Annotated in this window: 21 protein-coding genes, 1 pseudogene and 1 riboswitch; of the genes and pseudogenes, 13 read left to right on the forward strand and 9 right to left on the reverse strand. The window is 73.4% G+C overall.

What is annotated here, in order from left to right; genetic code table 11:
* Positions 1-57: 57 nt before the first annotated feature.
* A complete protein-coding gene (locus tag IF47_RS0121320; protein WP_031510514.1) occupies positions 58-336 on the reverse strand; it encodes a GlsB/YeaQ/YmgE family stress response membrane protein in 279 nt (92 codons plus the stop codon).
* A gap of 189 nt (positions 337-525) precedes the next feature.
* On the opposite strand from IF47_RS0121320, the pseudogene IF47_RS30320 reads away from it, so the two are divergent.
* Both IF47_RS30320 and IF47_RS0121330 read left to right on the forward strand, forming a co-directional pair.
* Positions 526-834 (forward strand): annotated as a pseudogene (locus tag IF47_RS30320) (DUF3099 domain-containing protein); the annotation flags it as partial.
* Between the two features lie 383 nt (positions 835-1,217).
* Positions 1,218-1,460 (forward strand): hypothetical protein, encoded by a 243-nt coding sequence (locus IF47_RS0121330; RefSeq protein ID WP_037733098.1) that lies wholly within the window; start codon positions 1,218-1,220, stop codon positions 1,458-1,460.
* Here IF47_RS0121330 and moaA read toward each other — a convergent pair.
* Entirely contained in the window at positions 1,443-2,432 is a 990-nt protein-coding gene (gene moaA, locus IF47_RS0121335) for a GTP 3',8-cyclase MoaA (RefSeq protein WP_031510517.1), read from the reverse strand. The two genes, IF47_RS0121330 and moaA, sit on opposite strands and share 18 nt — an antisense overlap.
* Before the next feature lie 405 nt (positions 2,433-2,837).
* Between moaA and IF47_RS0121340 the strand changes: the two genes are divergently transcribed.
* Positions 2,838-4,364 (forward strand): S8 family peptidase, encoded by a 1,527-nt coding sequence (locus IF47_RS0121340; RefSeq protein WP_031510518.1) that lies wholly within the window; start codon positions 2,838-2,840, stop codon positions 4,362-4,364.
* 35 nt (positions 4,365-4,399) lie between these two features.
* Here the strand turns inward: IF47_RS0121340 and IF47_RS0121345 are convergent, their stop codons facing one another.
* The gene (locus IF47_RS0121345) at positions 4,400-5,323 is read right to left on the reverse strand and encodes a sterol desaturase family protein (protein ID WP_031510519.1); all 924 of its coding nucleotides are present in this window, start codon (positions 5,321-5,323) and stop codon (positions 4,400-4,402) included.
* Positions 5,324-5,466: 143 nt separating this feature from the next.
* On the opposite strand from IF47_RS0121345, the gene IF47_RS0121350 reads away from it, so the two are divergent.
* From IF47_RS0121350 to IF47_RS0121360, 3 genes are read left to right on the forward strand one after another with little or no spacing between them, the layout of a single operon-like run.
* Positions 5,467-6,462 carry a DEDDh family exonuclease gene (locus IF47_RS0121350; RefSeq protein WP_031510520.1) on the forward strand — a complete coding sequence of 332 codons (996 nt, stop codon included), beginning with the start codon at positions 5,467-5,469 and terminating at the stop codon, positions 6,460-6,462.
* Positions 6,463-6,487: 25 nt separating this feature from the next.
* On the forward strand, positions 6,488-7,429 hold the full coding sequence (locus IF47_RS0121355; RefSeq protein ID WP_037733099.1) for an SURF1 family cytochrome oxidase biogenesis protein: 942 nt from the start codon (positions 6,488-6,490) through the stop codon (positions 7,427-7,429).
* A 4-nt stretch (positions 7,430-7,433) separates the two neighbouring features.
* A complete protein-coding gene (locus tag IF47_RS0121360; protein WP_031510523.1) occupies positions 7,434-8,189 on the forward strand; it encodes an SDR family oxidoreductase in 756 nt (251 codons plus the stop codon).
* 91 nt (positions 8,190-8,280) lie between these two features.
* Here the strand turns inward: IF47_RS0121360 and IF47_RS0121365 are convergent, their stop codons facing one another.
* From IF47_RS0121365 to IF47_RS0121390, 6 genes are all read right to left on the reverse strand, one after another.
* Positions 8,281-9,060 (reverse strand): enoyl-CoA hydratase/isomerase family protein, encoded by a 780-nt coding sequence (locus IF47_RS0121365; protein WP_031510524.1) that lies wholly within the window; start codon positions 9,058-9,060, stop codon positions 8,281-8,283.
* A 99-nt stretch (positions 9,061-9,159) separates the two neighbouring features.
* The gene (locus IF47_RS0121370) at positions 9,160-9,381 is read right to left on the reverse strand and encodes a helix-turn-helix domain-containing protein (RefSeq protein WP_031510525.1); all 222 of its coding nucleotides are present in this window, start codon (positions 9,379-9,381) and stop codon (positions 9,160-9,162) included.
* A gap of 363 nt (positions 9,382-9,744) precedes the next feature.
* Complete coding sequence (abc-f, locus tag IF47_RS0121375) at positions 9,745-11,343, reverse strand: ribosomal protection-like ABC-F family protein (RefSeq protein WP_031510526.1); 1,599 nt, start codon at positions 11,341-11,343, stop codon at positions 9,745-9,747.
* Positions 11,344-11,523: 180 nt separating this feature from the next.
* Positions 11,524-12,969, reverse strand: coding sequence for a hypothetical protein (locus tag IF47_RS0121380; RefSeq protein WP_078592023.1), 1,446 nt, complete (start codon positions 12,967-12,969; stop codon positions 11,524-11,526).
* A gap of 148 nt (positions 12,970-13,117) precedes the next feature.
* The gene (locus tag IF47_RS0121385; protein ID WP_031510528.1) at positions 13,118-14,251 is read right to left on the reverse strand and encodes an alpha/beta hydrolase; all 1,134 of its coding nucleotides are present in this window, start codon (positions 14,249-14,251) and stop codon (positions 13,118-13,120) included.
* A 91-nt stretch (positions 14,252-14,342) separates the two neighbouring features.
* Positions 14,343-15,002, reverse strand: coding sequence for a class II aldolase/adducin family protein (locus tag IF47_RS0121390; RefSeq protein ID WP_031510529.1), 660 nt, complete (start codon positions 15,000-15,002; stop codon positions 14,343-14,345).
* 205 nt (positions 15,003-15,207) lie between these two features.
* Here IF47_RS0121390 and IF47_RS0121395 point away from each other — a divergent pair, with 205 nt between their 5' ends.
* The 7 genes from IF47_RS0121395 to cobO all read left to right on the forward strand — a co-directional run bounded on the left by IF47_RS0121395 (position 15,208) and on the right by cobO (position 26,294).
* On the forward strand, positions 15,208-16,455 hold the full coding sequence (locus IF47_RS0121395; RefSeq protein WP_031510530.1) for an inorganic phosphate transporter: 1,248 nt from the start codon (positions 15,208-15,210) through the stop codon (positions 16,453-16,455).
* A 43-nt stretch (positions 16,456-16,498) separates the two neighbouring features.
* Positions 16,499-16,717, forward strand: coding sequence for a hypothetical protein (locus tag IF47_RS0121400; RefSeq protein WP_031510531.1), 219 nt, complete (start codon positions 16,499-16,501; stop codon positions 16,715-16,717).
* 182 nt (positions 16,718-16,899) lie between these two features.
* Positions 16,900-17,024: riboswitch (cobalamin riboswitch) on the forward strand.
* A gap of 125 nt (positions 17,025-17,149) precedes the next feature.
* Complete coding sequence (locus tag IF47_RS0121405; protein ID WP_051718024.1) at positions 17,150-18,157, forward strand: cobalamin biosynthesis protein; 1,008 nt, start codon at positions 17,150-17,152, stop codon at positions 18,155-18,157.
* Positions 18,157-19,701, forward strand: coding sequence for a cobyric acid synthase (locus IF47_RS0121410; RefSeq protein WP_037733100.1), 1,545 nt, complete (start codon positions 18,157-18,159; stop codon positions 19,699-19,701). Before IF47_RS0121405 ends, IF47_RS0121410 begins: the two co-directional genes overlap by 1 nt.
* A 116-nt stretch (positions 19,702-19,817) precedes the next feature.
* Entirely contained in the window at positions 19,818-23,480 is a 3,663-nt protein-coding gene (cobN, locus tag IF47_RS0121415; RefSeq protein WP_031510534.1) for a cobaltochelatase subunit CobN, read from the forward strand.
* A 172-nt stretch (positions 23,481-23,652) separates the two neighbouring features.
* Positions 23,653-25,698, forward strand: coding sequence for a putative cobaltochelatase (locus IF47_RS0121420; RefSeq protein WP_031510535.1), 2,046 nt, complete (start codon positions 23,653-23,655; stop codon positions 25,696-25,698).
* Positions 25,698-26,294: a cob(I)yrinic acid a,c-diamide adenosyltransferase gene (gene cobO / locus IF47_RS0121425; protein WP_031510536.1), complete on the forward strand. Its 597-nt coding sequence runs from the start codon at positions 25,698-25,700 to the stop codon at positions 26,292-26,294. Before IF47_RS0121420 ends, cobO begins: the two co-directional genes overlap by 1 nt.
* Positions 26,295-26,303: the final 9 nt, after the last annotated feature.

Here is a 26,303-nt window from a genome sequence, read left to right on the forward strand (position 1 = left end):
ACCGTGCCGTGCGTCGGCCCCGGGCACCGCGACGGGTGCCGGGCGCTGCCCGCTCCGTCAGACGGTCCTCCTGCCCCGACCCCTGATGGCCGCGTAGAGCGGGGTTCCCAGCGCCACGATCAACACGGCCCCCGCGAGCTGGAGAATGTGCCGGATCCAGTCGATGCCGCCGGTGTCCTCCACCCCGATCCCCCCGGCCACGGCGTTGCCCAGGATCCCACCGAGGATGCCGAAGATGGCCGTCAGCCACAGAGGGATGTTCTGCCTGCCGGGCAGGATGGCGCGGGCCAGGACGCCCAGCACCAGACCCACGATGATCGCCCACAACCAGCTCATGTCGCCTCCTCGTGCGGCGCGCGACGCGTTCTCCGCGCGCTCGGCTTGCGTCCGGGAACTCCCCCGCACGGCCGTGGGGCCGTCCGGGTGGGAGTCGTTCCTGGCGCACCGGGTGCCCCCTCCCCGCTTTCATATGCGATGGAGTCGGGGCGTAGTGTGGGAAAAGCCGGGAACCGGCGGTCTGAGCGGGTGGTGAAGTTGAGGCGCAAACAGCGCGGTCCCGAGGTCTTCCGAATCACCGGAGCCCGCCAAGGGCTCGCCGAGGACGTCCGGAACCGGGAACGGCACTACGTGATCTCGATGCTGGTGCGCACCGTGTCGGTCCTGCTGACCGTGCTGCTGTGGAACGTCCAGCGTCCCCTCGCCGTGGCGGCCCTGGTGCTCGGTGCCGCGCTGCCGTACATCGCGGTGGTCATCGCCAACGGGGGGCGGGAGAACGCCCCCTCCCTCCCCGACACCTACATCGCCACGCCGCCGCGGCACGCGCTCGGCCCGGCGGAACGCGAGGACCGTGAGGACCACGGGGACCGCGGAGAGCGCGAGGACCCCGGGTCGCAGGAGCCCCCCGTGTGGGAATCGGAGGACCACGAGGGCCACACCGTGTGGCACCCCCCACGGGAGCCGGAGGGTTCGGCGCCCGGTGACGGGAGCGAACGGGAACCGAGTCCGTCGGGCCCCGGCCGCGACGCCGACCCGCGACGCTGACCCACCCCGAGGTCGAGGCTCGGGAAGACCTCGGACCAATCGTGCTGTTCCGCTGCCCTCGGGATGGGTGCGCGTGCCATACTGCCTACACGCTCCGCATCCCCCGTCGGAGCGGCGGACCGACGCCGGGCGGCTCCCCCCGTGGCTGCCCGGCGTCGTCATGTTTGTATGGAGCCGTGACCGAGAACACCGTCGTCTGCTCCGCCAAGGGTTGCCGTGAAGCCGCCGTGTGGGTGCTGGCCTGGAACAACCCCAAGCTGCACACCCCGGAACGCCGCAAGACCTGGCTGGCCTGCGAGGAGCACCGCGAACACCTGTCGAACTTCCTGGGGATGCGCGGCTTCCTCAGGGAAGTGGTGCCCTTGGAGGAGTGGGAGGCCGAGGAGGACCGGCGGGACGGCTCAGCCGCCGATCGCTGACATCGGGCGGTCGGGCTGACGGAAGGAGGGGTCGTCCAATCCGGACCCCGCCTTCTTGCCCCACATGGCCGTCTTCCACAGCTCGGCGATCCTCTCGTCGCCGGCTCCCGAGCGCAGCGCTCCGCGCAGATCCGACTCCTCCCGGGCGAACAGGCAGGTGCGGACCTGTCCGTCGGCGGTCAGTCGGGTGCGGTCGCAGGCGTGGCAGAAGGGCCGGGTGACGGACGCGATCACCCCGACGCGGTGCGGGCCTCCGTCGACGATCCAGCGCTCGGCGGGTGCGGACCCCCGGCTCTCCCCGTCCTCGGGGGTGAGGGTGAAGCGGGTGCGCAGGGAGGCCAGGACGTCCCCCGCGGTGATCATGCCCTCGCGTCGCCAGCCGTGCTGGGCGTCGAGCGGCATCTGCTCGATGAAGCGCAGTTCGTACCCGTTCTCGACGGCCCAGGAGAGCAGGTCGGGGGCCTCGTTCTCGTTGAGGCCGGGCATCAGCACCGCGTTGACCTTGACCGGGGCGAGCCCGGCCGCGCGGGCCGCCGCCAGGCCGCGGAGGACGTCGGCGTGCCGCCTGCGGCGGGTCATCCGGTGGAAGACCTCCGCGTCGAGGGTGTCGAGGGAGACGTTGACCCGGTCCAGTCCGGCCCCGCGCAGCGCCTCGGCCGTCCGCTCCAGGCCGATGCCGTTGGTGGTCAACGACAGTTTCGGACGGGGCTCCAGCGCGGCGCAGCGTTCGACGATGCCCACCAGCCCGGGGCGCAGCAGCGGCTCGCCGCCGGTGAAGCGCACCTCGCGCACTCCGAGCCGGGTCACGGCGATCCCCACGAGGCGGACGATCTCGTCGTCCGTGAGCAGGTCGGGTCTGGCGAGCCACTGGAGCCCTTCCTCGGGCATGCAGTAGGTGCACCGCAGGTTGCAGCGGTCGGTGAGCGATACGCGCAGATCGGTGGCGACCCGACCGTAGGTGTCCGACAGCATGTCGACAGTCCCTCCAGGGATGGACATCTGTCAGGCAGCGTACGCGACGGCCGTCGGGGGCGGGGCGACTCCGACGAGGGAGGACCGGCCGGCGCGGTCCGCCGGACCCGACCATTGCCTTTCGCCCCATCGGGGCGATAACTTCCGTCTCCGTGCATCCGTACGGTCAACTCCGATAAACGGACGGGATCTTGCCCACCTGTGTTCACGCAGGCGTGCCCCGGCTCCCCGTCCAGGAGGTGGGAGGCTTCCGATCCGAAGGTCGTGTCCGGACCGAACCGATTGCCCCGGAGCGCGGGAGCGGGCGAGGACACCGCACCGGAGAAGCGCCCCTCCCCTGTCGGGGGTGACACACCACCGGCTGAAGCCGGCGGTTCTTTCGCCGAGACATCTGATGGAGAGCCCATGGCATCGAGACCCTCCAGCCGACGCCGCGCCCTCGCGGTGCCGGTCGGGTTGGCGCTGACCGCCTCCCTGGCCCTGCTGCCCGGCGCCGGCACGGCGCTGGCCCAGGACGCCCCGGCCGCCGCGACCAGGTCGGCCGCGGACGGCGAGCGGCTGTCGTACGTGGTCAACACCTCCGCTCACCCCGCCACCATCGCCCGCGTGGAGAAGGCGATCGCCAAGGCCGGTGGCACGGTCGTCGTCACGCACCGGAAGATCGGCGTGATCGTCGCCCACTCCTCGAACCCCTCCTTCGCCGAGGAGATGCGCGCGGTGCGCGGCGTGGACTCCGCCGGAGCCACCCGCACCGCGCCGCTGCTGTCCGCGGGGACCACCGAGGTCGGCGCGCCGCAGTACGTGGAGGAGGCGGCCGGGACCACGGCCAAGGCGGCGAGCGCCGACGCCGAGCCCCTGGAAGGCGACCTGTGGGGCCTGCGCGCCATCCGGGCCGACGAGGCCGCCAAGGTCAACCCGGGCCACAAGAGGGTCACCGTCGCGGTGATCGACACCGGCGTCGACGACACCCACCCGGACCTGGCCCCCAACTTCTCGGCGGGCCAGTCCGCGAACTGCGTCGGCGGCGTCGCCGACACCGGCCAGGGCGCCTGGCGTCCGTACGGCTCGGGCGACTACCACGGCACGCACGTCGCGGGCACCATCGCCGCGGCGCGCAACGGCGTCGGTGTGGCGGGCGTCGCGCCGGGCGTGCGGGTGGCCTCCATCAAGGTGAGCGAGCCCGACACCAGCCTCTTCTACGCGGAGGCCGTGATCTGCGCGTTCGTCTTCGCCGCCGACAAGGGCGTGGAGATCACCAACAACAGCTACTACGTCGACCCGTACCTGTACAACTGCGAGGACGACGCGGACCAGGGCGCGGTCGTGGAGGCGGTCCGTCGGGCCGCGGGCTACGCCGAGCGCAAGGGCACGCTGCACGTCGCCTCGGCGGGCAACTCCAACCACGACCTCGCCGCCGACGAGATCCTCGACACCACCAGCCCCAACGACACCGTCCCGGTCGAGCGCACGATAGACCCGTCGGAGTGCCTGGACCTGCCGACCCAGTTGCCGGGTGTGGTGACGGTCTCCGCGACGGGCGTTCAGAACGTCAAGTCGTACTACTCCACCTACGGCCACGGCGTCGTCGACGTGGCGGCCCCCGGTGGCGACCGGTACCAGGTGCCGGACACCCCGTCGGGCAACGGCCGAATCCTGTCGACCATGCCCAACGACTCCTACGCCTTCCTCCAGGGCACCTCGATGGCCAGCCCGCACGTCGCCGGAGTGGCCGCGCTGCTCAAGAGCAAGCACCCCTGGGCGAACCCGGCGACGCTCCGGCTGATGCTGAAGGCGCAGGCGGACAACCCCGGTTGCCCGGAGTTCTACGACCCGGACGGCAACGGGGTCGAGGACGCCACCTGTGAGGGCGGTCGCCAGGTCAACGGCTTCTACGGCCACGGCATCGTCGACGCCCTGGACGCCGTCAAGTAACGCCGACGTCCCGGGCGTTCGACGGGGACGCCCCGTCAGGAAGCGGACGGAGCGGAGGGGTCGGGCCCGAGGGGTCCGGCCCCTCCGCCGTCCGTCCGGGGCCTTGTGGAGGTCGCCGGCTGCCAGCCGGGGCCGCGGAACAGGCGTCCGGCGCGTTCGCGCCAGTCTTTCGCCCCGCGCAGGTCGCGGGCGATGGCCACGTACTCGTGGGTGGCCACGCGCAGCGGGTTGTGGGTGTCGATGTTCTTGGTGAGCCCGTAGACGCACGGTTCGGTCTCGGGCGCGAAGGAGCCGAAGAGGCGGTCCCACACGATGAGGACGCCGCCGAAGTTGCGGTCCAGGTAGTCGCCCTGCGAGGCGTGGTGGACGCGGTGGTGCGAGGGCGTGTTGAAGAGGAACTCGATCGGCCTCGGGAGCCTTCCGATGCGTTCGGTGTGGATCCAGAACTGGTAGACCAGGTTGACCGAGGAGCAGAAGGCGAGCGCGGCCGGGTGCACGCCGCAGACGACGAGCGGCAGGTAGAACGGCCAGGAGGTCACCGACGTCCAGGGCTGGCGCAACGCGGTGGTGAGGTTGAACCTCCGGCTGGAGTGGTGCACCACGTGGCAGGCCCACAGGACGCGGATCACGTGGTGGCCTCGGTGGGACCAGTAGTAGAAGAAGTCCTGGGCGAGCAGCATCAGCGGCAGCGTCCACCACTCGACGGGCACCCGCAGCGGGGTCAGTTCGTGGACCACCGAGTAGATCGCCACGATCGGGACTTTCCACAGGGCGTCGAAGAAGAGGCTGCCCAGGCCCATGGTGACGCTGGTGGCGGCGTCCTTGGCCTCGTACCCGACGACGGGACTGTCGGGTTCTTCGGGGTGGAGGCGGTAGGAGACCATCTCCAGGACCGTCAACAGGACGAAGGCGGGGATGGACCACAACACGACATCGGGGAGATCCGGCACGCTCGGCATGCGAGCACCGTAGGGCCGCGGACGGGCGGTGCCCAGAGTCTGTTACCGACAAGTATGCGGAAGGGGTCGCCCGCCGGCCGGGGCACCGGGAACGACCTGCGGTTGTGTGATGGTGTCAGTAGCGGCCCGTATCCTCTGTGACCATGCTCGAAGACCAGTCGGCGGCCGACGCGCGGCCCGCAGCGCAGCCCACCACCCCGGCCTGGCCCAGTGAATACCCGGACGGCTACGCGGTGGTGGACGTCGAGACCACGGGCCTGGCCCGGGAGGACCGCATCGTCTCCGCGGCCGTCTACCGGCTGGACGCCCGGGGCGACGTGGTGGACCACTGGTACACCCCGGTCAACCCCCAGCGGGATCCGGGGCCGACCTGGATCCACGGTCTGACGAGCGAGATGCTGGCCGACGCCCCGCTCTTCCCGGAGATCGCCGAGGAGTTCGCCGAGCGGCTGCGGGGGCGGGTGCTGGTCGCGCACAACGCCGTCTTCGACTGGTCGATGATCGCCCGCGAGTACGCCCGCGCCCGCCTGGAGGTCCCGGTGCGGCAGCGGCTGTGCACCATCGCGCTCTCCAAGGAGCTGGACCTGCCCCTGGCCAACCACCGGCTGGAGACCCTGGCCGCGCACTACGGCGTCGTGCAGCGCCGGGCGCACCACGCGCTGGACGACGCGCGGGTGCTGGCCGAGGCGTTCCGGCCGAGCCTGCACATGGCGGCCCGCGGCGGCATACGCCTGCCCCTGCTGGCCTGCCGGCCGATGACCGAGTGGACCGACGCCATCACCTCCGGCGGGTCGCGCTCCCGCTCCCACGCGGGAAGTTGGCGCCCCTCGCGCAAGCGTCCCGCCTGTCCCTACCCCAACCCCGGGCGGTACGAGCCGGGCAAGCCGCTCGTCCAGGGCATGCGGGTGGCGATCTCCGGCGACACCTCCGTCGACCGCGAGCTTCTGGAGGACCGGGCGATCGAGGCCGGTCTCCACATCGCGACCAGCGTCTCCCGGCTCACCAGCCTCCTGGTCACCAACGATCCCGACGCCGGCACCTCCAAGGTCGTCAAGGCACGCGCTTACGGCACCCCGGTGATCGACGAGGGGGCCTTCACCCAACTCCTGCGCGACGTGGCCCCCGCTCCGGGGGAATGACCACCGGCGGGGTACCGTCGAACCCGTGTCGTCCTCGTACCGTTTTCTGCTGTCCCGACAGTGGGTGATCCTCACCCTCGTCGCGCTCCTGCTGATCCCGGCCATGGTGTGGCTGGGGTTCTGGCAGTTCCACCGGCACGAGGAGAGGGTGGCCCGCAACGATCTGATCGCCACGAGCCTGGCTTCCGAGCCCGTCGCCGTGGACGAGTTGGTCGCTCCGGGCCGCGGCCCGGAGGGCGACGACCGGTACCGTCCGGTGACGGCGACCGGCACCTACGACACCCGGCACGAGGTGGTCGTCCGCCAGCGGACCGCCGCCGACGGCAAGCGGATCGGATACCACGTCCTCACTCCGCTGGTCCGTGAGGACGGCACGGCCGTGCTGGTCAATCGCGGCTGGATTCCGGCGGCCGGGGACCTGACGAAGTTCCCCGACGTGCCGAAGGCCCCCTCCGGCGAGGTCACCGTGACCGGTCGGCTGATGGCGGACGAGACGGAGAGCGGCGGCGTCAAGGAGAAGGCGGGGCTGCCGCCGCGCCAGGTGATGCTGATCGACAGCGAGCGGGCGGCGCGGGAGATGGACCGGCCGGTCCTCGGCGGCTACGTCGCGTTGGCCGGGACCTCCCCCGAACCCTCCGGGGAACAGCCCCAGCTCCTTCCCGAGCCCGACCACGACAGCATCGGCTCGCACCTGGCGTACGCGTTCCAGTGGTGGCTGTTCGCCGCCGGGGTCCCCGTCGGCTGGGTGGTGCTGGTGCGCCGTGAGCACCGGGACCGTCTGGCGGCCGGGGAGCGGGGCGCGGACGGGACCGCCGGCGGAACCGGGGTGCCGGACGCGGACGCCTCACAGGGGACGGACCCGCGGGGCACGGATCCGCGGGGCACGGACCTACGGGGAACAAACCCGGACGAGCGTCCCTCCCCCGCCCCCTCCGCCGCGGGATCGGCGGAGGGACCGGCAGACTGATCCCATGGATCTGGGACTGCAGGACAGGGTGTACCTCGTCACCGGCGCCACCCGCGGGCTGGGCTTCGCCTCCGCCCGTGAGCTGGTCGCCGAGGGCGCTCGGGTGATCGTCACCGGCCGCACCGACCGCTCGGCGGCCGAGGCCGCCGAGCGGCTGGGCGAAGGCGCCGTCGGCATCGCGGCGGACAACGCCGATCCGGACGCCGCCGACCGCCTGGTGACCGCCGCGCACGACCGGCACGGCCGTCTCGACGGGGTGCTGATCAGCGTCGGCGGACCGCCGCCGGGCTCCTTCGAGAGCAACACCGACGAGCAGTGGCGGTCGGCGTTCGAGTCGGTCTTCCTCGGTGCGGTGCGGTTGGCCCGCACGGCGGCCGGGCGCCTGGGCGAGGGCGGAGTGATCGGTTTCGTGCTCTCCGGCTCGGTGCACGAGCCGATCCCCGGGCTGACGATCTCCAACGGGCTGCGGCCGGGGCTGGCGGGCTTCGCCAAGTCGCTGGCGAACGAGCTGGGGCCGCGCGGCGTCCGCGTCGTCGGGCTGCTGCCGGGGCGTATCGCCACCGATCGGGTCCGCGAGCTCGACGCGCTCTCCGAGGACCCCGAGGCCGCTCGCGAGCGGGCCTCGGCCGTGATCCCGCTGCGCCGTTACGGCACCCCGGAGGAGTTCGGCAGGGTGGCGGCCTTCGTGCTCTCCCCCGCCGCCTCGTACCTGACCGGCGTGATGATCCCGGTCGACGGCGGCGTCCGGCACGGTTTCTGAGTCCGCTTCCGAGTCCACGGCCGCGCCGTTCCGTGCGTGCCGCCCGGCGAGGCCGGCGCGCACGGAACGGACCGCCGTGGGGTTCGTGGGGTTACTCGCCGATGCCGGCCAGGTCGCGCAGCCTGCGCGCTTGTGCCTCGCGCTCGGCCGCGCGCTGTTCGTCGTAGGTGCGCTCCACCGCGCCGCGCAGCAGCGCCTTGGTCTCGACCACCGCGTCGCGCGGGGCGGCGAGCAGCGCCGCCGTCAGGTCGGCGGTGGCCGCCTCCAGCTCCGCGCGGGGCACCACCAGGTTGGCCAGGCCGATCCGCTCGGCCTCCTCGGCGTGGACGGACCGGCCCGTCACGCAGATCTCCAGCGCGCGAGCGTATCCGACGAGGGAGACGAGCGGATGCGTGCCGGTGAGGTCCGGGATAAGTCCGAGGCTGGTCTCGCGCATCGCGAACTGCGCGTCGTCGGCGCAGACGCGCAGGTCGCAGGCGAGCGCGAGCTGGAAGCCCGCGCCGACCGCGTGCCCCTGGACGGCGGCGACGCTCACCACGTCGTTCCGCCGCCACCAGGTGAACGCCTCCTGGTAGCCGGCGATGGCGGCGTCGACCTCGGCGTCCGAACTCCGCGCGAGGTCGATGAAGGACGGTTCGCCCTCGAAGCCCTCGGGAGTGAAGGCCTGCCGGTCGAGTCCGGCGGAGAAGGAGCGGCCCTCGCCGCGCAGGACGACGACGCGGACCTCGCCGGGCAGCAGCCGCCCGGCCTCGGCCAAGGCGCGCCACATCGCGAAGGTCTGGGCGTTGCGCTTGGCCGGGCGGTCGAGCGTGACCGTGGCCACGGCACCGTCGACGGCGAGTCGCACACCGTCCTTGTCGAGCAGGGTCATGAGGGTCTCCTGGGGCTCTCCACAGTCAAGTGACTGCAGAGTAACCACCCAGCCGGTCAGCCGGCCGACCGGGTGGCCTCCTCAGGACGGCCCTGGGTCTCAGGACGTCGTGGTCTTCTTGCCCCGCGTCGCACCGCCGCGACCGCGGAGGGTCACGCCGGACTCGCTGAGCATCCGGTGCACGAATCCATAGGAGCGACCGGTTTCCTCGGCCAGCGCCCGAATGCTCGCACCGGAGTCGTACTTCTTCTTCAGGTCGGCCGCGAGCTTCTCGCGCGCCGCGCCGGTCACCCGGCTGCCCTTCTTCAGAGTCTCGGCCACCCGTGCCTCCTCATGGGAAGTGCGCTCTGAACTCTCATGATCACCCCTTACCGGGCTTCTGGCCACCCATTCGACAAGGTCCGTGGGGAGACCTTGTCCATCGGGCAAACCCCGAGAGACGCCGGAATACGGCGTTCCGCGCCGCCTCCGCCGGGCACACCGCCGGGCCGTGAAAGGAAAGCACAGGTCAGAACGGTGAACGGGAATCGGACCAACACACCGGGCGGCTCCTGCCACACCACCCGCGCTCTCGACGCGCAACCGCGCCGCGGTACGAGCCGAACTCACTCAGATGACGGATCACAGGTAGGCCGAATGATCCAGAACGGTGTGATCATTCTGCGCCCACCGGACGTCCCGACCTCAGGCGAGCGCGACGAGATCCGCGTACTCGTCGCCCCACAGGTCCTCCACGCCGTCCGGCAGCAGGACGATCCGCTCCGGCTGGAGCGCCTCCACCGCGCCCTCGTCGTGGGTGACCAGCACCACCGCGCCGGTGAAGGCGCGCAGCGCGCCGAGGATCTCCTCGCGGCTGGCCGGGTCGAGGTTGTTGGTGGGCTCGTCCAGGAGCAGCACGTTGGCCGAGGAGACCACCAGCGTGGCCAGCGCCAGCCGGGTCTTCTCCCCGCCGGAGAGCACCCCCGCGGGCTTGTCCACGTCGTCGCCGGAGAACAGGAACGATCCCAGCGTCTTGCGCACGTCGACCATGTCCATGTCGGGCGCGGCCGAGCGCATGTTCTCCAGCACCGTGCGGTCCGGGTCCAGGGTCTCGTGCTCCTGCGCGTAGTAGCCGAGCTTGAGCCCGTGGCCGTGGACGACCCGCCCGGTGTCCGGCTTCTCCACCCCGGCCAGCATCCGCAGCAGGGTGGTCTTGCCCGCGCCGTTGAGACCGAGGATGACCACCCGGGAACCCTTGTCGATGGCCAGCGAGAGATCGGTGAAGATCTCCAGGGAGCCGTAGGACTTGGACAGCCCCTCCGCCGTCAGCGGGGTCTTGCCGCACGGCGCGGGGTCGGGGAAGCGCAGCTTGGCGACCTTGTCGGCCTGCCTCGCCTCCTCCAGCCCGGCCAGCAGCCGCTCGGCGCGGCGGGCCATGTTCTGCGCGGCGACGGCCTTGGTCGCCTTGGCGCGCATCTTGTCGGCCTGGGCGGCGAGGGCGGCGGCCTTCTTCTCGGCGTTGGCCCGCTCGCGCCTGCGCCGCTTCTCGTCCGCCTCGCGCTGGACCAGGTACTGCTTCCAGCCCATGTTGTAGATGTCGATGCGGGCGCGGTTGGCGTCCAGGTAGAACACCTTGTTGACGACCGTCTCCACCAGGGCGACGTCGTGGGAGATCACCACGAAACCGCCGCGGTAGGTCTTGAGGAAGTCCCGCAGCCAGGCGACGGAGTCGGCGTCGAGGTGGTTGGTCGGCTCGTCCAGCAGCAGGGTGTCGGCGTCCGAGAACAGGATGCGGGCCAGTTCGACACGGCGCCGCTGACCACCGGAGAGGGTGCCCAGCGGCTGGGCGAGCACCCGGTCGGGCAGGCCCAGGCTGGCGGCGATCGTGGCGGCCTCGGCCTCGGCGGCGTACCCGCCCTTGGTGAGGAACTCCGTCTCCAACCGCTCGTACTTCTTCATCGCCCGCTCGCGGGTGGCGCCCTTGCCGCCCGCCATCCGCTCCTCGTTCTCGCGCATCCTGCGCAGCACGGTGTCCAGGCCCCGGGCGGAGAGGATGCGGTCGCGGGCGAGGGCGTCGAGGTCGCCGGTGCGCGGGTCCTGCGGCAGGTAGCCGACCTCGCCGGTGCGGGTGATGGTGCCCGCGGCGGGGACGCCCTCGCCGGCCAGGCAGCGGGTGAGGGTGGTCTTGCCCGCGCCGTTGCGGCCGACCAGGCCGATGCGGTCGCCGCGGGTGATGCGGAAGGAGGCGGACTCGATGAGAACCCGGGCGCCGGCGCGCAGCTCGAGTCCGGTGGCGGTGATCACGGAAATGCTCCAGGGCAGGGTGGGCGTGCGTACGTCGTGGTCGGGAGGCTGGGTTACGGCGTACGCCGGCCTAATGCGCGAGGAGATTTGCCATGCGGTCAGTCTAACGGCGGCGCGCAACCGGATATCCCGTGCTCCCGTGCCGGAGGCGGCACGGGAGCACGGGAGGCACGGGAACCGTCACGCCTCGCCGGTGTGGACCTGGAAGGCCGCCCGGCGCACGGCCCTGGCCAGCACCGGGTCCGGATGGGCGGCGGCGAGCGCCACCAGGACCTGGACCGTGCGGGGGTGGCCGGTGGCGCGGATCTCCTCCAGCAGCGCCGGGACGCTCTCCTGCACGGCCGAGTCCAGGTGCTCCACCAGCAGCCGGCCGTCCCCGTGGTCGGCGACGGCCGCGGCGGTGTCCACCCACAGCCAGGTGGCCTCCTCGCGCGTCAGGACACCGGAGGCGCCGCCCGCCAGGTCGGCCGGGTCGGCGCCCTCGTGTTCGGCGAGCCAGAGCAGGGCGTAGGGACGCAGGGTGGGCTCGTCCACGACCTCCCGGACGGCGGACTCGGCGGGAGCGCCCACGACGCGCAGCGCCTCGAAGGCCAGACCGCGGATGAGGGCCTCCTCACCGCGGGCGGCCTCCAGCAGCTCGGCGACGGCCGGGCCGGTGGGGCGCGCGGCGAGCCAGGCCCGGTACTCGGCGCGGGCCTCGCCGGGCGAGAGCCGGGCACAGCCCCGCAGCATGTCCTCGGCGGGATGCTCTATGTTCCCGGCGGGACTCTGCGCGGCGACGCAGATCTGTTCGAGTTTCACCCACACGGCCCAGTTGCCCAGCGGGGTGAGCACCGCCTGCCCGGGACGGCCCTCGCCGTCCGCGGCGCACCGGGTGAGGGCGCCGACGGAGGCGAGGCCGTCCAACGCCCAGTCCAGGAGCGCGGGCAGGCCCCGGACGACGGGGCCCGCCCCCGCCCCGTCCGGCTCCTTCCCGCGCTCCGCGGACCGATCCCTTCCGCGCTCCGCGGACCGGTCCTTTCCGCGCTCCGCGGGCCGATCCTTTCCGCGCTCCGCGCGGAGTTCCGCGATTCTCTGCCGCAGCAGGTCCAGCAGGAGCGGCACGGTCACCGGCCCGGACGACAGGTGCATCACGGACAGGAACTGCGGGGCCGCCACGACGACGTCGCCGACCAGCGCCGGGTCGGCGTCGTCGGGCGCCGGATGGGCGAGCGACCACGCGTCGAAGAGGGCGACCCAGCCGCGCAGCACCGCGGAGTCGTCGCGGTCCCAGGCGCGCAACCGCCAGCCGGGCACGGCGGTCTCGCCGTGCAGTTCGATCAGGCCGGCGAGCCGGGCGCGGTCCCAGTGGACGCGCACCTGCTCCACCGACATCCTCAACTCGGCCGCGGCCCGCTCGGCCTCCGTCACCGGCGACAGACCGGTTCCGTCCGCCCAGCGGGCCAGGCGCACGGCGTCGTCGAGGCAGGCCCGCGCCTGCCGGGCCAGTTGGTCACGGGGATGGACCCCCTCGGGGGGCCGGAGCGTCCTCTGCCGGCGGCGCGCGTTCACTGCTCGGCGCGCGGCGGCGAGAGGCTGACGGGCAACGAGGCGCAGCCTGGTGTCTCGCGGTGTACGGGACGTCACGGGAGCAGTTTTGTGCACGACCGCCCGAAAGCCCAAACGTCCGTGCACAGACCTCATCTGAGCGACCCGCGGGAGCGTCCGCCGAGCACCCGCGCGGACGCCCGCACGAGCGCCTGGACAGCGCCTGGGCAAGCGCCTGCGTGAGCCCCTACATGAGCGGGGTGAGGAACCGGCGCAGCGCCTCCTCGTAGCCCTTCGGATCGGCGTTCCACATGGCGGCGTGCGGGGCCTGCCGGACGACGTGCAGCGAGACCAGGTCGGGACGCCGCTCGGCCAACTCGCGGGAGAGGTCCCAGGGGGCGACGGTGTCGTCGGGGCCGTGCAGGACCAGGGTGGGCAGCTCCAGGCTCGACGGGTCGGTCACCTCCGGCAGCGGCCCCGGATGCAGCCGGGCGCGGCCCTGCGCGGCGCGCACGGCCAGCGGCAGCAGCGGCCGGGGGACGTGGCGGCCGGCGGCGAGGGACCGGAGCGTGGCCCGCCAGTCGAGCACGGGCGAGTCCAGCACCAGCCCGGCGACGCGGTCGCGGAGCGGGGAGTGCGCCGCGGCCCGCAGCGCCATGGAGGCCCCGGTGGACCAGCCGTACAGCACGACGTTCCGTGCGCCGCGGTCCAGGGCGTGGCGGATCGCCGCGTCCAGGTCGTGCCACTCGGAGTCCCCCAGGTACATGGTGCCGGCGGGCGAGCGGGGCGCTCCGGGGTCGCCGCGGTGGGAGAGGACGAGCGTCGGCAGCCCCCTCCCGTGGAGGAACGGCAGCAGGTTCATGGGGTGTTCGCGCGTGGCGCCCAGGCCGTGCACGGCGATCACCCACACGTCGCGGAGGGCGGGCAGGTACCAGGCGGGCAGCTCGCCGAGTTCGCCGGGCACCGCCACGTCCTCGTACTCCAGGCCCAGGGCGTCGCGCGGGTTGCCGGTGTACACCTGAGGGGTGACCCGCACCCGGTCGCCGGGGGCGAGACGGCCGCGGTCGACGCGCTCCAGGCGCCTGACGACGGTGTCGGCGGTGGAGGGCACGTCGAGCACCGGGCCGACGACGGCGTGCCGGCCGGGACCGGTGAGCGCGTAGGTGCCGGGCAGCTCGGAGACGAGCGAGCGGGTCAGGGTGATCTGCCCCGCCGCGGTGGCGTGGACCGTCAGCGACGCCCCCCGGAACCCGACGGGCAGGGAACGCCCGGTGGGCGGTCGGAGGGCAGCGTGGGCCGCGTACCGTCCGGCCACGACCGCGGCCGCGCCGGCACCGAGCACGGTGGTGGCGGCCAGGGCCGCCGTTTTGCGCAGGCTCATCCTGCCCAGGATGGCGGTGCGAGGCCGTGGAGGCCAGCGGGACGGACCCGGCGGGTGATCCGGGGCGTCCCGGCCCGGCGTGGCGGGCCGCTCACGTCGAACGGCCGTCCGGCTGCCCGTAGCCGCGCAGCCGTTCGGCCACCCGGCCCAGCTCCTCGGCCGGCAGCAGCGTGGGCGTGCGGCCGGGCACGGAGGCGGCGGCGAGCCAGACCCGGCACATCCACTCCAGTTGGGCGGTGTCGTCGTACGCCCTGCGGAGGCTGTCGCCGTACACGATCGTGCCGTGGTTGCGCAGCAGACAGCCGGTGCGGTCGCGCAGGGCCTCCAGGGCGTGGGCGGCGAGTTCGTCGCTGCCGTACGTGGCGTAGGGTGCCACTCGTACCGGGCCGCCCAGGGCGGCGGCCGCGTAGTGGATCGCCGGGAGCTCCTCCACCAGGGTGGAGACGGCCGTGGCGTGGACGGCGTGGGTGTGGACGATCGCCGCGGCGTCGGTGGCTCGGTAGATCGCCAGGTGCATCGGCAGTTCGCTGGTGGGCCTCAGCTCACCGGCCACCCGCCGTCCGTCGAGGTCGACGGCGCACAACTCGTCCGGCCCCAGCCGGTCGTACGGGACGCCGCTGGGGGTCACCAGAACGGTGTCGTCGACCCGTGCCGACACGTTGCCGGAGGTGCCCACGACGAGCCCGTCGGCCACCGTCCGGCGCGCCGTGTCCACCAGCTCGCGCCAGGCGTCGTCCCAGGTCCGCCGCATCCGTGCCACCTCCGTGCCGCCTCCGGCGGAGCACTGTAGCGCGGCCGGTTACCGGCGGTCGGGTGACCTCGGGCGCGCGTCACCGTGTCCCACCTCCCTGCACAGGTTCAGGGAGATACCGTGAATCCGCTCCCAGTTCACCTTGCGTTCACCCTGGGTCCCTACGTTCGCCGCGTACATCTCCTTCGACTGATTGCCTGGGTGAATGGAAAACATCACGCTTCTCATCGGGATCGTGATCGTCACAGCCTTGGTGTTCGACTTCACCAACGGCTTCCACGACACGGCCAACGCCATGGCCACCACCATTTCCACCGGGGCACTCAAGCCCAAGACCGCGGTGGCGATGTCGGCGGTCCTCAACCTCATCGGCGCCTTCATCTCGGTCGAGGTCGCCGCCACCATCTCCAAAGGCCTCATCAACGAGGACTCCGGAATCGATCCGGCCGTGGTCCTGGCGGGTCTGGTCGGAGCGATCATCTGGAACCTGTTGACCTGGTTGGCGGGTCTCCCCTCCAGTTCCTCCCACGCCCTCATGGGCGGCCTCATCGGCGCGACCATCGCCTCCGTCGGCATCGGCGCCGTCTCCATGAGCGCGGTCGTCTCCAAGGTGCTGCTCCCGGCCCTGGCGGCCCCGCTGGTCGCCGGCATCGCGGCGATGCTCGCCACCAAGCTCACCTACCGGATCACCCGGAAGACCGAGGAGCGGGACGTGGCCAAGGGCTACCGCGCCGGGCAGATCGCCTCGGCCGCCCTGGTCTCCCTCGCCCACGGCACCAACGACGCCCAGAAGACGATGGGCGTCATCACCCTCGCCCTGATCTCCGGCGGCCTGCTGGGCGCCGACGCCGACCCGCCGATGTGGGTCATCGCCTCGGCCGGCATCGCGATCGCCCTGGGCACCTACCTGGGCGGCTGGCGGATCATCCGCACCATGGGCAAGGGCCTCACCGACATCCGGCCGGCCCAGGGCTTCGCGGCCCAGACCAGCTCGGCCGTCACCATCCTGGCCTCCTCCCACCTGGGCTTCGCGCTCTCCACCACCCAGGTCTGCTCCGGCTCGATCATGGGCTCCGGACTGGGCCGCAAGGGCGGCACGGTGCGCTGGAACACCGCGGGCCGCATGCTGGCCGCCTGGGGTCTGACCCTCCCGGCCGCCGGTCTGGTGGCCGCGGGCGCCGCCCTGTTGACCGCCCAGGGCGACTGGGGCGTCATCGTCGTCACGGTCCTCACCGTGGTGATCAGCGCCGCGATCTGGCTCGCCTCCCGCAAGGAGCCGGTGGACCACACCAACGTCAACGACGTCGAGCCGGTCGCGCCCGACACCCCCGCGCAGCTCGGCGTCCCGCCCCAGCCCGCCGTCGTCGCCGGCGTCGGGACCGGCACGGCCGACGCCGAGGCCGAGTCCTCGGGTCCCTCGGCCGCCGCACCCCTCTCCTCCTCGGCCTCGTAGCGCCGCGCGGGAACCCCACAGGAATCGCAAAGGAAACAGCCTCATGGACATCGACTGGGCCGCTCTCGGCCAGGTCTTCGGGGTCAGCCTCGTGATGACGGTCGGCTTGGTGGGCGTCTTCACCCTCGGCATCGTCGGAACCCGCACCAGCAGCAAGGCCGGGGACAGCGGTCCCGCCCTCCTCGGCCGGGTCGGCGCCTACGCCAGCTTCGCCCTGTGCGCGGCGGCCGTGGTGTACGGCATCTACATCATCGCTGCCTGAGCAGCGCGCCTCCGGGCGCCCGACGGGACCGTCGGGCGCCTTTTCATGCCCGCACGCCGGGTGTGCGCGGCGCGCGTCCGCGTCGTGTGCGCTTCCGCACACTCCGCCGTCGCAGGTCATCGCCGAGTTGACGCCTCATTCCCGGCCGTGGTGGACTTCCCGTTGCCCAACGGCGGCAGGAGAGGAAGCCGGTGCGAATCCGGCGCGGTCCCGCCACTGTCACCGGGGAGCGCTTCCCCACCCAGGGCCACGGCTCGCACATCGAGCTGGAAGGCCGGGGAAGCGCGGATCCGGGAGCCAGGAGACTCTCACCGCCGGTCACGTCGATCCAGGGCGAGGACCCTGAGTGAGGACACATCGCCATGCCCGGCATTCCGCCTGCCCCTGCCCCCTCCACGGTGACCGCACGAGGCGCGACGGCACGCTGACGCCATGCGCGCCGACCACACCACCACCGCCACCGCCCTCCCGGACCTCCCCGCCGCATCGGGGTACGCGTACGGAGCGGTGCTCGGGTACCTGTTCGATCTGATCGCCGGCGATCCCCGCCGCGCCCATCCCGTCGCCGCCTTCGGGCGTGCCGCCACGGCCCTCGAACGCCTGCTGTGGCGCGACCACCGCGGCGCGGGCGCGCTCTACACCGGCGTGTGCGCGGGTGGGGCCGTGGCCGCCGCGGCGGCGCTGGACCGTGCCGCGCGCCGCTCCCCCGCCGTCTCTGTCGCGTTGACGGCCGCCGCGACCTGGACCGTGGTCGGCGGCAGCAGCCTGGCCCGTGAGGCCCGCGCCATCGCCGCCGCCCTGGAGGCCGGCGATCTGGAGGCGGCCCGCGCCCGACTGCCCCACCTGTGCGGACGGGATCCGCGGGCGCTGGACGCCGACGGCATCGCCCGGGCCGTCGTGGAGTCCGTCGCCGAGAACACCTCCGACGCCGTGGTCGGCGCCCTGGTCTGGGGCGCGGCCTGCGGCGTGCCGGGGCTGGCCGGCTTCCGGGCCGTCAACACCCTGGACGCGATGGTCGGGCACCGCTCGCCGCGTCACCTCCGTTTCGGCTGGGCCGCGGCCCGGCTGGACGACGTCGCGGGGTGGCCCGGCGCCCGGCTGAGCGCGCTGCTGGCCGCCCTCGCCGGCCCCGATCCGCGCGGCGCGCTCCGCGCCTGGCGCGCGGACGCCCACCGTCACCCCAGCCCCAACGCCGGAAGGGTCGAGGCGGCGTTCGCGGGCGCGCTCGGCGTGCGGCTGGGCGGGACGCTGTCGTACGGCGGCCGGGTCGAGCACCGTCCGGTGCTCAACGCCTCCGGCCGTCCGGTGCGCGTGGCGGACATCGAGCGGGCGGTACGGCTGTCGCGCCGGGTGGGCGCGCTGGCACTGGCGGTGTGCGCCGGCGCCGGAGCCCTGCGGGAGCAGCGGCGGAACGGCCGGAGCGGGAGGGCGGCCCTGTGATGGACGGCGTGACGGACGGTGTGACGGACGGTGTGACGGGCGGCGGACTGCTGATCGCGGGGACGACCTCGGACGCGGGCAAGAGCGTGGTCACGGCGGGCGTCTGCCGTTGGCTGGCCCGCCGGGGCGTCAAGGTGGCGCCGTTCAAGGCGCAGAACATGTCGCTCAACTCCTTCGTCACCCGGGACGGCGCCGAGATCGGCCGCGCCCAGGCCATGCAGGCCGCCGCGGCCCGGGTGGAGCCCACCGCGCTGATGAACCCGGTGCTGCTCAAGCCGGGCGGCGACCGCACCAGTCAGGTCGTGCTGCTGGGGAAGCCGGTGGGCGAGCTGAGCGCCCGCGGCTACCACGCGGGACGGCAGGAGAGGCTGCTGGGGACGGTCCTGGACTGTCTGACCGAGCTGCGGCGCACCCACGACGCGGTGATCTGCGAGGGCGCCGGCAGCCCGGCCGAGATCAACCTGCGGCACAGCGACATCGTCAACATGGGGCTGGCCCGCGCGGCCCGGCTGCCGGTCGTGGTGGTCGGCGACATCGACCGCGGCGGCGTCTTCGCGTCCCTCTTCGGGACCACCGCCCTGCTGTCGGCCGAGGACCAGGCCCTGGTGGCGGGCTACCTGGTGAACAAGTTCCGCGGCGATGTGACGCTGCTGGAGCCGGGGCTGGAGATGTTGCGGGGACTGACCGGACGGCCGGTGCTGGGCGTCCTGCCGTACCGGCACGGGCTCGGCATCGACGAGGAGGACGGGCTGCGTCTCTCCCTGCGCGGCACCGTCCGCGAATCGACCGTCGCGCCCCCGCACGGCCGGGACGTGCTGCGCGTCGCGGTGGTGCCCGTGCCGCTGATGTCGAACTTCACGGACGTGGACGCGCTGGCGGCCGAGCCGGGCGTGGTCGTGCGGTTCTGCGACCGGCCCGAGGAACTGGCCGACGCCGACCTGGCCGTCGTGCCCGGCACCCGCGGCACCGTGCGGGCCCTCGCCTGGCTGCGCGAGCGCGGCCTGGCCGACGCGCTGGTCCGCCGGGCCGCCGAGGGGCGACCGGTGCTGGGGATCTGCGGCGGCTTCCAGATGCTGGGCGAGCGGATCGAGGACGAGGTGGAGTCCCGGGCCGGGACGGTCGACGGCCTGGGGCTGCTGCCGGTACGGGTGCGCTTCGCGCCGGAGAAGACCCTGGCCCGGCCGGTCGGCGAGGCGCTGGGCGAGGCCGTGGAGGGCTACGAGATCCACCACGGCGTGGCCGAGGTGACCGGCGGGGACGAGCCGTTCCTGGACGGCTGCCGCAGCGGCTCGGTGTGGGGCACCCACTGGCACGGGTCGCTGGAGAGCGACGGTTTCCGGCGGGCCTTCCTGCGGCGCGTGGCGGCGGACGCGGGACGGGCGTTCGTCCCCGCCCCCGACACGTCCTTCGCCGCGCTCCGCGAGGAGCAGCTCGACCGGCTGGGCGACCTGGTGGAGGAGCACGCCGACACCGACGCGTTGCTGCGACTGATCGAGGACGGCGCGCCCAGGGGCCTGCCGTTCACACCGCCGGGAGCACCGTGACCGACACGACCGACACGGCCGATGCACTCGACACACCCGACACGGCCGATATACCCGACACACCGGACGCGACCGAGACGAGCGCCACGAAGGGCGTACGCACCCATGGGGGTTCCATGAGCACGGTACTGCTGCTGTCCACCGCCGACACCGACCTGCTGGCGGCCCGGGCCTCCGGCGCCCCGTACCGCATCGCCAACCCCGTGCGCGTCGACGTCGCCGGCGAGCTGCCGGGCCTGATCGAGGGCGCGGACATCGCCGTCGTGCGCCTCCTGGGCGGCCGGCGCGCCTGGGAGGACGGGCTGGAGACGCTGCTGGCCTCCGGCGTCCCCACCGTGCTGCTGGGCGGCGAGTCGGTGCCGGACGCCGAGCTGATGGCGCTGTCCACCGTTCCGGCGGGCGTGGTCGCCGAGGCGCTGAAGTACCTGGTGGCGGGCGGCCCGGAGAACCTGGCCGAGCTGGTGCGCTTCCTCTCCGACACCGTGCTGCTGACCGGCCACGGCTTCGCCGAGCCGCGGCCGATGCCCGAGTACGGTGTGCACGGCGACCGGAAGTCCGACCCGTCCCGGCCGACCGTAGGCGTGCTGTTCTACCGGGCCCACGAGTTGGCGGGGAACACCTCCTTCGTCGACACGCTGTGCGACGCGATCGAGGAGCGCGGCGCCAACGCCCTCCCCGTCTACTGCGGTTCGCTGCGCGGCGCCGATCCGGGCCTGTACGAGCTGCTGGGCCGGGCCGACGCGCTGATCGCCACCGTCCTGGCCGCGGGCGGCACCCGCGCGGCGGACGCGAGCGCCGGCGGCGACGACGAGGCGTGGGACGTGGGCGCCCTGGCCGCGCTGGACGTGCCCGTGATCCAGGGCCTGTGCCTGACCGGTTCCCGCGCCGCCTGGGCCGCCTCGGACGCGGCCCTGTCGCCGATGGACGCCGCGATGCAGGTGGCCATCCCGGAGTTCGACGGGCGGCTGATCACCGTGCCGTTCTCCTTCAAGGAGGAGGGCCCCGACGGTGTGCCCGTCTACGTCGCCGACCCCGAGCGGGCCCGGCGTGTGGCCGGCATCGCGGCGCGGCACGCCGCGCTGCGGCACAAGCCGAACGCCGAGAAGCGGATCGCCCTGGTCTTCACCGCCTACCCGACCAAGCACTCACGGGTGGGCAACGCGGTCGGTCTGGACACCCCCGCCTCGGCGGTGGAGCTGCTGCGGGCCCTGCGGGACGCCGGTTACGACACCGGCGAACTCCCCGAGACCGGTGACGAGCTGATCCACCGTCTGATCGCGGCCGGCGGCCACGACGTGGAGTGGCTGACGGAGGAACAGCTCGCCGCGGCCCCGGCACGGGTCCCGCTGCGGGATTACCGCGAGTGGTTCGCCACGCTCGACCCCGAGCTGCGCGACGCCATGCGCGAGCACTGGGGCGAGCCGCCGGGCTCCCTCTACGTGGACGGCGAGGGCGAGAACGCCGAGATCGTGCTGGCCTCGCTGCGGTTCGGCAACGTGGTGGTGATGATCCAGCCGCCACGCGGCTTCGGCGAGAACCCCATCGCGATCTACCACGACCCGGACATGCCGCCCTCCCACCACTATCTGGCGGCCTACCGGTGGATGGAGCACTCCTTCGGCGCCGACGCGGTGGTCCACATGGGCAAGCACGGCACGATGGAGTGGCTGCCGGGCAAGGGTCTGGGCCTGTCGGCCGGCTGCGCGCCGGACGCGGTGCTGGGCGATCTGCCGCTGGTCTACCCGTTCATCGTCAACGACCCCGGCGAGGGCACCCAGGCCAAGCGGCGCGGCCACGCCACGGTCGTGGACCACCTGGTGCCGCCGATGGCGCGGGCCGACTCCTACGGCGACCTGGCCAAGCTGGAACAGCTCCTGGACGAGTACGCGCTGGTGTCCGACCTGGACCCGGCCAAGGCCCCGGCCGTGCGCAGCCAGATCTGGACGCTGGTGCGGGCCGCCGAACTCCACCACGACCTGCACGTGGAGGAGCAGCCGGGCGAGGACGAGTTCGACGAGTTCGTCATGCACATCGACGGCTGGCTGTGCGAGATCAAGGACGTGCAGATCCGCGACGGCCTGCACATCCTGGGCGGCGGCCCGGTGGGCGAGCCGCGCGTCAACCTGGTGCTGGCCGTGCTGCGGTCGGCGCAGGTGTGGGGCGGCGTGGGCGGCGCGCTGCCGGGCCTGCGGGCGGTGTTGGCCGAGCACGTCGGGCTGGTGGAGTCCGAACTGTTGGCCGAGCCGGGCGCCCGCATCGAGGTGCCCGAGGCGCTCACCTCGCTCGCGGACGGCCCGGCCCGGACCGCCTCCGACGCGGTCGACCTGCTGGAAGCGCTGGCGCGGCGGCTGGTGGAGGGCATGGAGGCCCGTGACTGGGCGCGCGCGGCGGCCGGCGAGGTGACCGTCGAGGTGCTGGGCGCCGAGGTGCCGGGGGCGGTGCGGGCGCTGGAGTTCGCCGCCGAGGAGGTCGTGCCCCGGCTGGCGCGCACCACGGACGAGATCGGCAACGTCCTCCACGCGCTGGACGGCGGGTACGTCCCGGCCGGCCCGTCCGGATCGCCGACCCGCGGTCTGGTCAACGTCCTGCCGACCGGCCGGAACTTCTACTCCGTGGACCCCAAGGCGATCCCGTCCAAGCTGTCCTGGGACGTCGGCAGCTCCCTGGCCGACTCGCTGCTGGCCCGGCACCTGGCCGACCACGGCGCCTACCCGAAGTCGGTGGGCCTGACGGTGTGGGGCACCTCGTGCATGCGCACCCAGGGCGACGACATCGCGGAGATCCTGGCGCTGCTGGGCTGTCGACCGGTGTGGGACGACGCCTCGCGGCGCGTGACGGGCTTCGAGGTCGTCCCCCTTCAGGAGCTGGGACGCCCCCGCATCGACGTCACGGTCCGCATCTCCGGCTTCTTCCGCGACGCCTTCCCGCACGTGGTGGCCCTGGTGGACGACGCGGTGCGGACGGTGGCCGAGCTGGACGAGCCCGCCGAGTCCAACTACGTGAGGGCCCACGCCGACGAGGACACCGCCGCGCACGGCGACCGGCGCCGGGCCACGGCGCGGATCTTCGGCTCCAAGCCGGGCGCGTACGGGGCGGGGCTGCTGCCGCTGATCGACGCCCGCAACTGGCGCTCGGACGCCGACCTGGCCGAGGTGTACGCGGTGTGGGGCGGCTACGCCTACGGGCGCGGTCTGGACGGCCGTCCGGCGCGCGGCGACATGGAGACGGCGTTCCGCCGCATCCAGGTGGCCGCCAAGAACGTCGACACCCGCGAGCACGACATCGCCGACGCCGACGACTACTTCCAGTACCACGGCGGCATGGTCGCCATGGTCCGCCACCTGACGGGCTCCTCCCCCGAGGCGTACGTCGGCGACTCGGCCGTCCCCGACCAGGTGAAGACCCGCACGCTGGGCGAGGAGACCCACCGGGTGTTCCGGGCGAGGGTGGTCAACCCGCGCTGGATGAGCGCCATGAGGAGGCACGGTTACAAAGGCGCCTTCGAGATGGCCGCGACCGTGGACTACCTCTTCGGTTACGACGCGACAGCCGGGGTCGTGGACGACTGGATGTACCAGCGCCTCGCCGCCGAGTACGTCTTCGACGAGACCAACCAGGAGTTCATGAGGCGCTCCAACCCCTGGGCGCTGCGCGGCATCACCGAGCGGCTGCTGGAGGCCGCCGACCGCGAGCTGTGGGCGGAGCCGGACCAGGAGACCCTGGACCGGCTCCGGGAGATCTACCTCGAACTCGAGGGCGACCTGGAAGGCGACGAATGACCTTCCCCGTCCGCATCCCCGCATACGCGGGGCCGATACGGCGATCCGGCGTCACGGACACGACGGCGCGGGACCACCCCCGCGTGCGCGGGGTCCATGTCCCCGGCCTCGGTCACCCGCCGACGGCCATCCGCGCTGTCGGCGAACACTCACTCCAAGGAGGGACGGCAGCATGAGCACCCCCTACCCGTTCACCGCGATCGTCGGGATGGACGACCTCCGGCTCGGTCTGCTCCTGAACGCCGTGCACCCCGCCATCGGCGGCGTGCTGGTGCGGGGCGAGAAGGGCACGGCGAAGTCCACGGCCGTGCGGGCGCTCGCCGCGCTGCTGCCCGAGGTGGAGACCGTCGCCGGCTGCCGCTTCTCCTGCGACCCGGCCGCGCCCGACCCGCACTGCCCCGACGGTCCGCACGAGGCGGGCCACGGCGCCTCGCGCCCGACGCGCCTGGTGGAGCTGCCGGTCGGCGCCTCGGAGGACCGTCTCGTCGGCGCGCTGGACATGGAGCGCGCCCTGGCCGAGGGGGTCAAGGCGTTCGAGCCGGGGCTGCTGGCCCGGGCCCACCGGGGCGTCCTGTACGTGGACGAGGTCAACCTGTTGCAGGACTTCCTCATCGACTCGCTGCTGGACGCCGCCGCGATGGGCGTCACCCATGTCGAGCGCGAGGGCGTCTCGGTGCGGCACGCCTCCCGGTTCCTGCTGGTGGGGACGATGAACCCCGAGGAGGGCGAGCTGCGTCCGCAGTTGCTGGACCGCTTCGGGCTGACCGTGGAGGTCACCGCCTCCCGCGAGACCGACGAGCGGGTGGAGGTCGTCCGGCGGCGGCTGGCGTACGAGGAGGACCCGGCGGCCTTCGCCGCCCGCTGGGCCGGCGAGGAGGCCGCGCTGCGGGAGCGGATCGCGGCGGCGCGGGCCCTGCTGCCGACGGTGTCGCTGGGCGACGCGGCGCTGCGGCAGATCGCCGCGACCTGTGCCGCGTTCGAGGTGGACGGGATGCGGGCCGACATCGTGATGGCCCGCACCGCGACCGCGCTGGCGGCCTGGGCGGGGCGCACGGAGGTGCTGGCCGAGGACGTCCGGCAGGCGGCGTTGCTGGCGCTGCCGCACCGCAGGCGCCGGGCTCCCTTCGACGCGCCCGGCCTGGACGAGGAGAAACTCGACGAGACGCTGCGGCAGAACGGCGGCGACGGCGGGGACGGCGACCCGGACCCGGACGGGCCGGACGGCGGCCCCGGGAACGGTCCCGGCGGCGGTGGGCGGCCCCCGCAGGACGGCCCCGAGGAGCCGTCGGGCGCCTCCGGCGCGTCCGAGCCGTCGGTGCCCGAACAGTCGCGCGGCGGGGAAGGCCCCGCCCAGGGCGGAGGCGCCGGGGAGCAGACCCCCGCCCGCGCCGGCGAGCCGTTCCGCACCCGGGCCCTGTACGTGCCCGGCGTGGGCGAGGGCGCGGCCGGACGGCGCTCGCGCGCCCACACCGCGCAGGGCCGCACCACCGGTGCCCGCCGCCCCCGGGGCGCACTGTCCCGGCTGCACCTGGCCGCGACCGTCCGGGCCGCCGCGCCGCACCAGCGGGCGCGGGGCCGTTCCGGGCCGGGGCTGGTGGTCCGTCGGGACGATCTGCGCGAGGCCGTGACGGAGGGCAGGGAGTCCAACCTCGTGCTGTTCGTCGTGGACGCCTCCGGCTCGATGGCCGCCCGGCAGCGGATGAGCGCCGTCAAGGGAGCGGTGCTGTCGCTGCTGCTGGACGCCTACCAGCGCCGTGACAAGGTCGGTCTGATCACCTTCCGCGGCTCGGGCGCCGAGGTCGCCCTGCCGCCCACCTCCTCGGTGGACGCCGCCGCCGCGCGCCTGGAGTCGCTGCCCACCGGAGGCCGCACCCCGCTGGCCGCCGGGCTGCTGAGAGCCCGTGACGTGCTGCGGGTGGAGCGGCTGCGCGACCCGTCGCGGCGTCCGCTGCTGGTCGCCGTCACCGACGGGCGGGCGACGGGTGGGCCCGAGCCGGTGGCACGGGCCCGGCAGGCGGCGCGGCTGCTGGCCGCCGACGGCACCGCCTCGGTCGTCCTCGACTGCGAGTCGGGACCGGTGCGGCTGGGCCTGGCCGGCGCGCTCGCCCGCGAACTGGGCGGCCCGGCGGTGACGCTGGAGGAGCTGCGCGCCGACGCCGTCACCTCGCTCGTTCACTCCGTACGGAACTCGAACCGGAACCTTGGGAGGGCCGCGTAGTGCCGAAGGGACAGCCGAGCGTCGTACCCGACGACGGACTCACCACACGTCAGCGCCGCAACCGTCCGCTGCTGGCGGTGCACACGGGCATCGGCAAGGGCAAGTCGACGGCCGCCTTCGGACTGGCGCTGCGCGCCTGGAACCAGGGCTGGCCGATCGGGGTGTTCCAGTTCGTGAAGTCCGCCAAGTGGCGGGTGGGCGAGGAGCGCGCGCTGCGCGTGCTGGGCGCGAGCGGCGAGGGCGGGACGGTCGCCTGGCACAAGATGGGCGAGGGCTGGTCCTGGGTGCAGCGCGACATCGAGTCCTCCGAGGAGGCCGCACGCGAGGGCTGGGAACAGGTCAAGCGCGATCTGACGGCCGAGACGTACCGGCTGTACGTGCTGGACGAGTTCACCTACCCGATGCACTGGGGTTGGGTGGACACCGACGAGGTCGTGGAGGTGTTGCGGAGTCGTCCCGGCACCCAGCACGTGGTGATCACCGGGCGGAACGCGCCGGAGGCGCTGGTCGACGCCGCCGATCTGGTGACGGAGATGACCAAGGTCAAGCACCCGATGGACGCCGGCCAGAAGGGCCAGCGGGGCATCGAGTGGTGAGCAAGGTGA

The sequence above is a fragment of the Streptomyces megasporus genome, from assembly GCF_000718985.1.
GTDB lineage: Bacteria > Actinomycetota > Actinomycetes > Streptomycetales > Streptomycetaceae > Streptomyces > Streptomyces megasporus.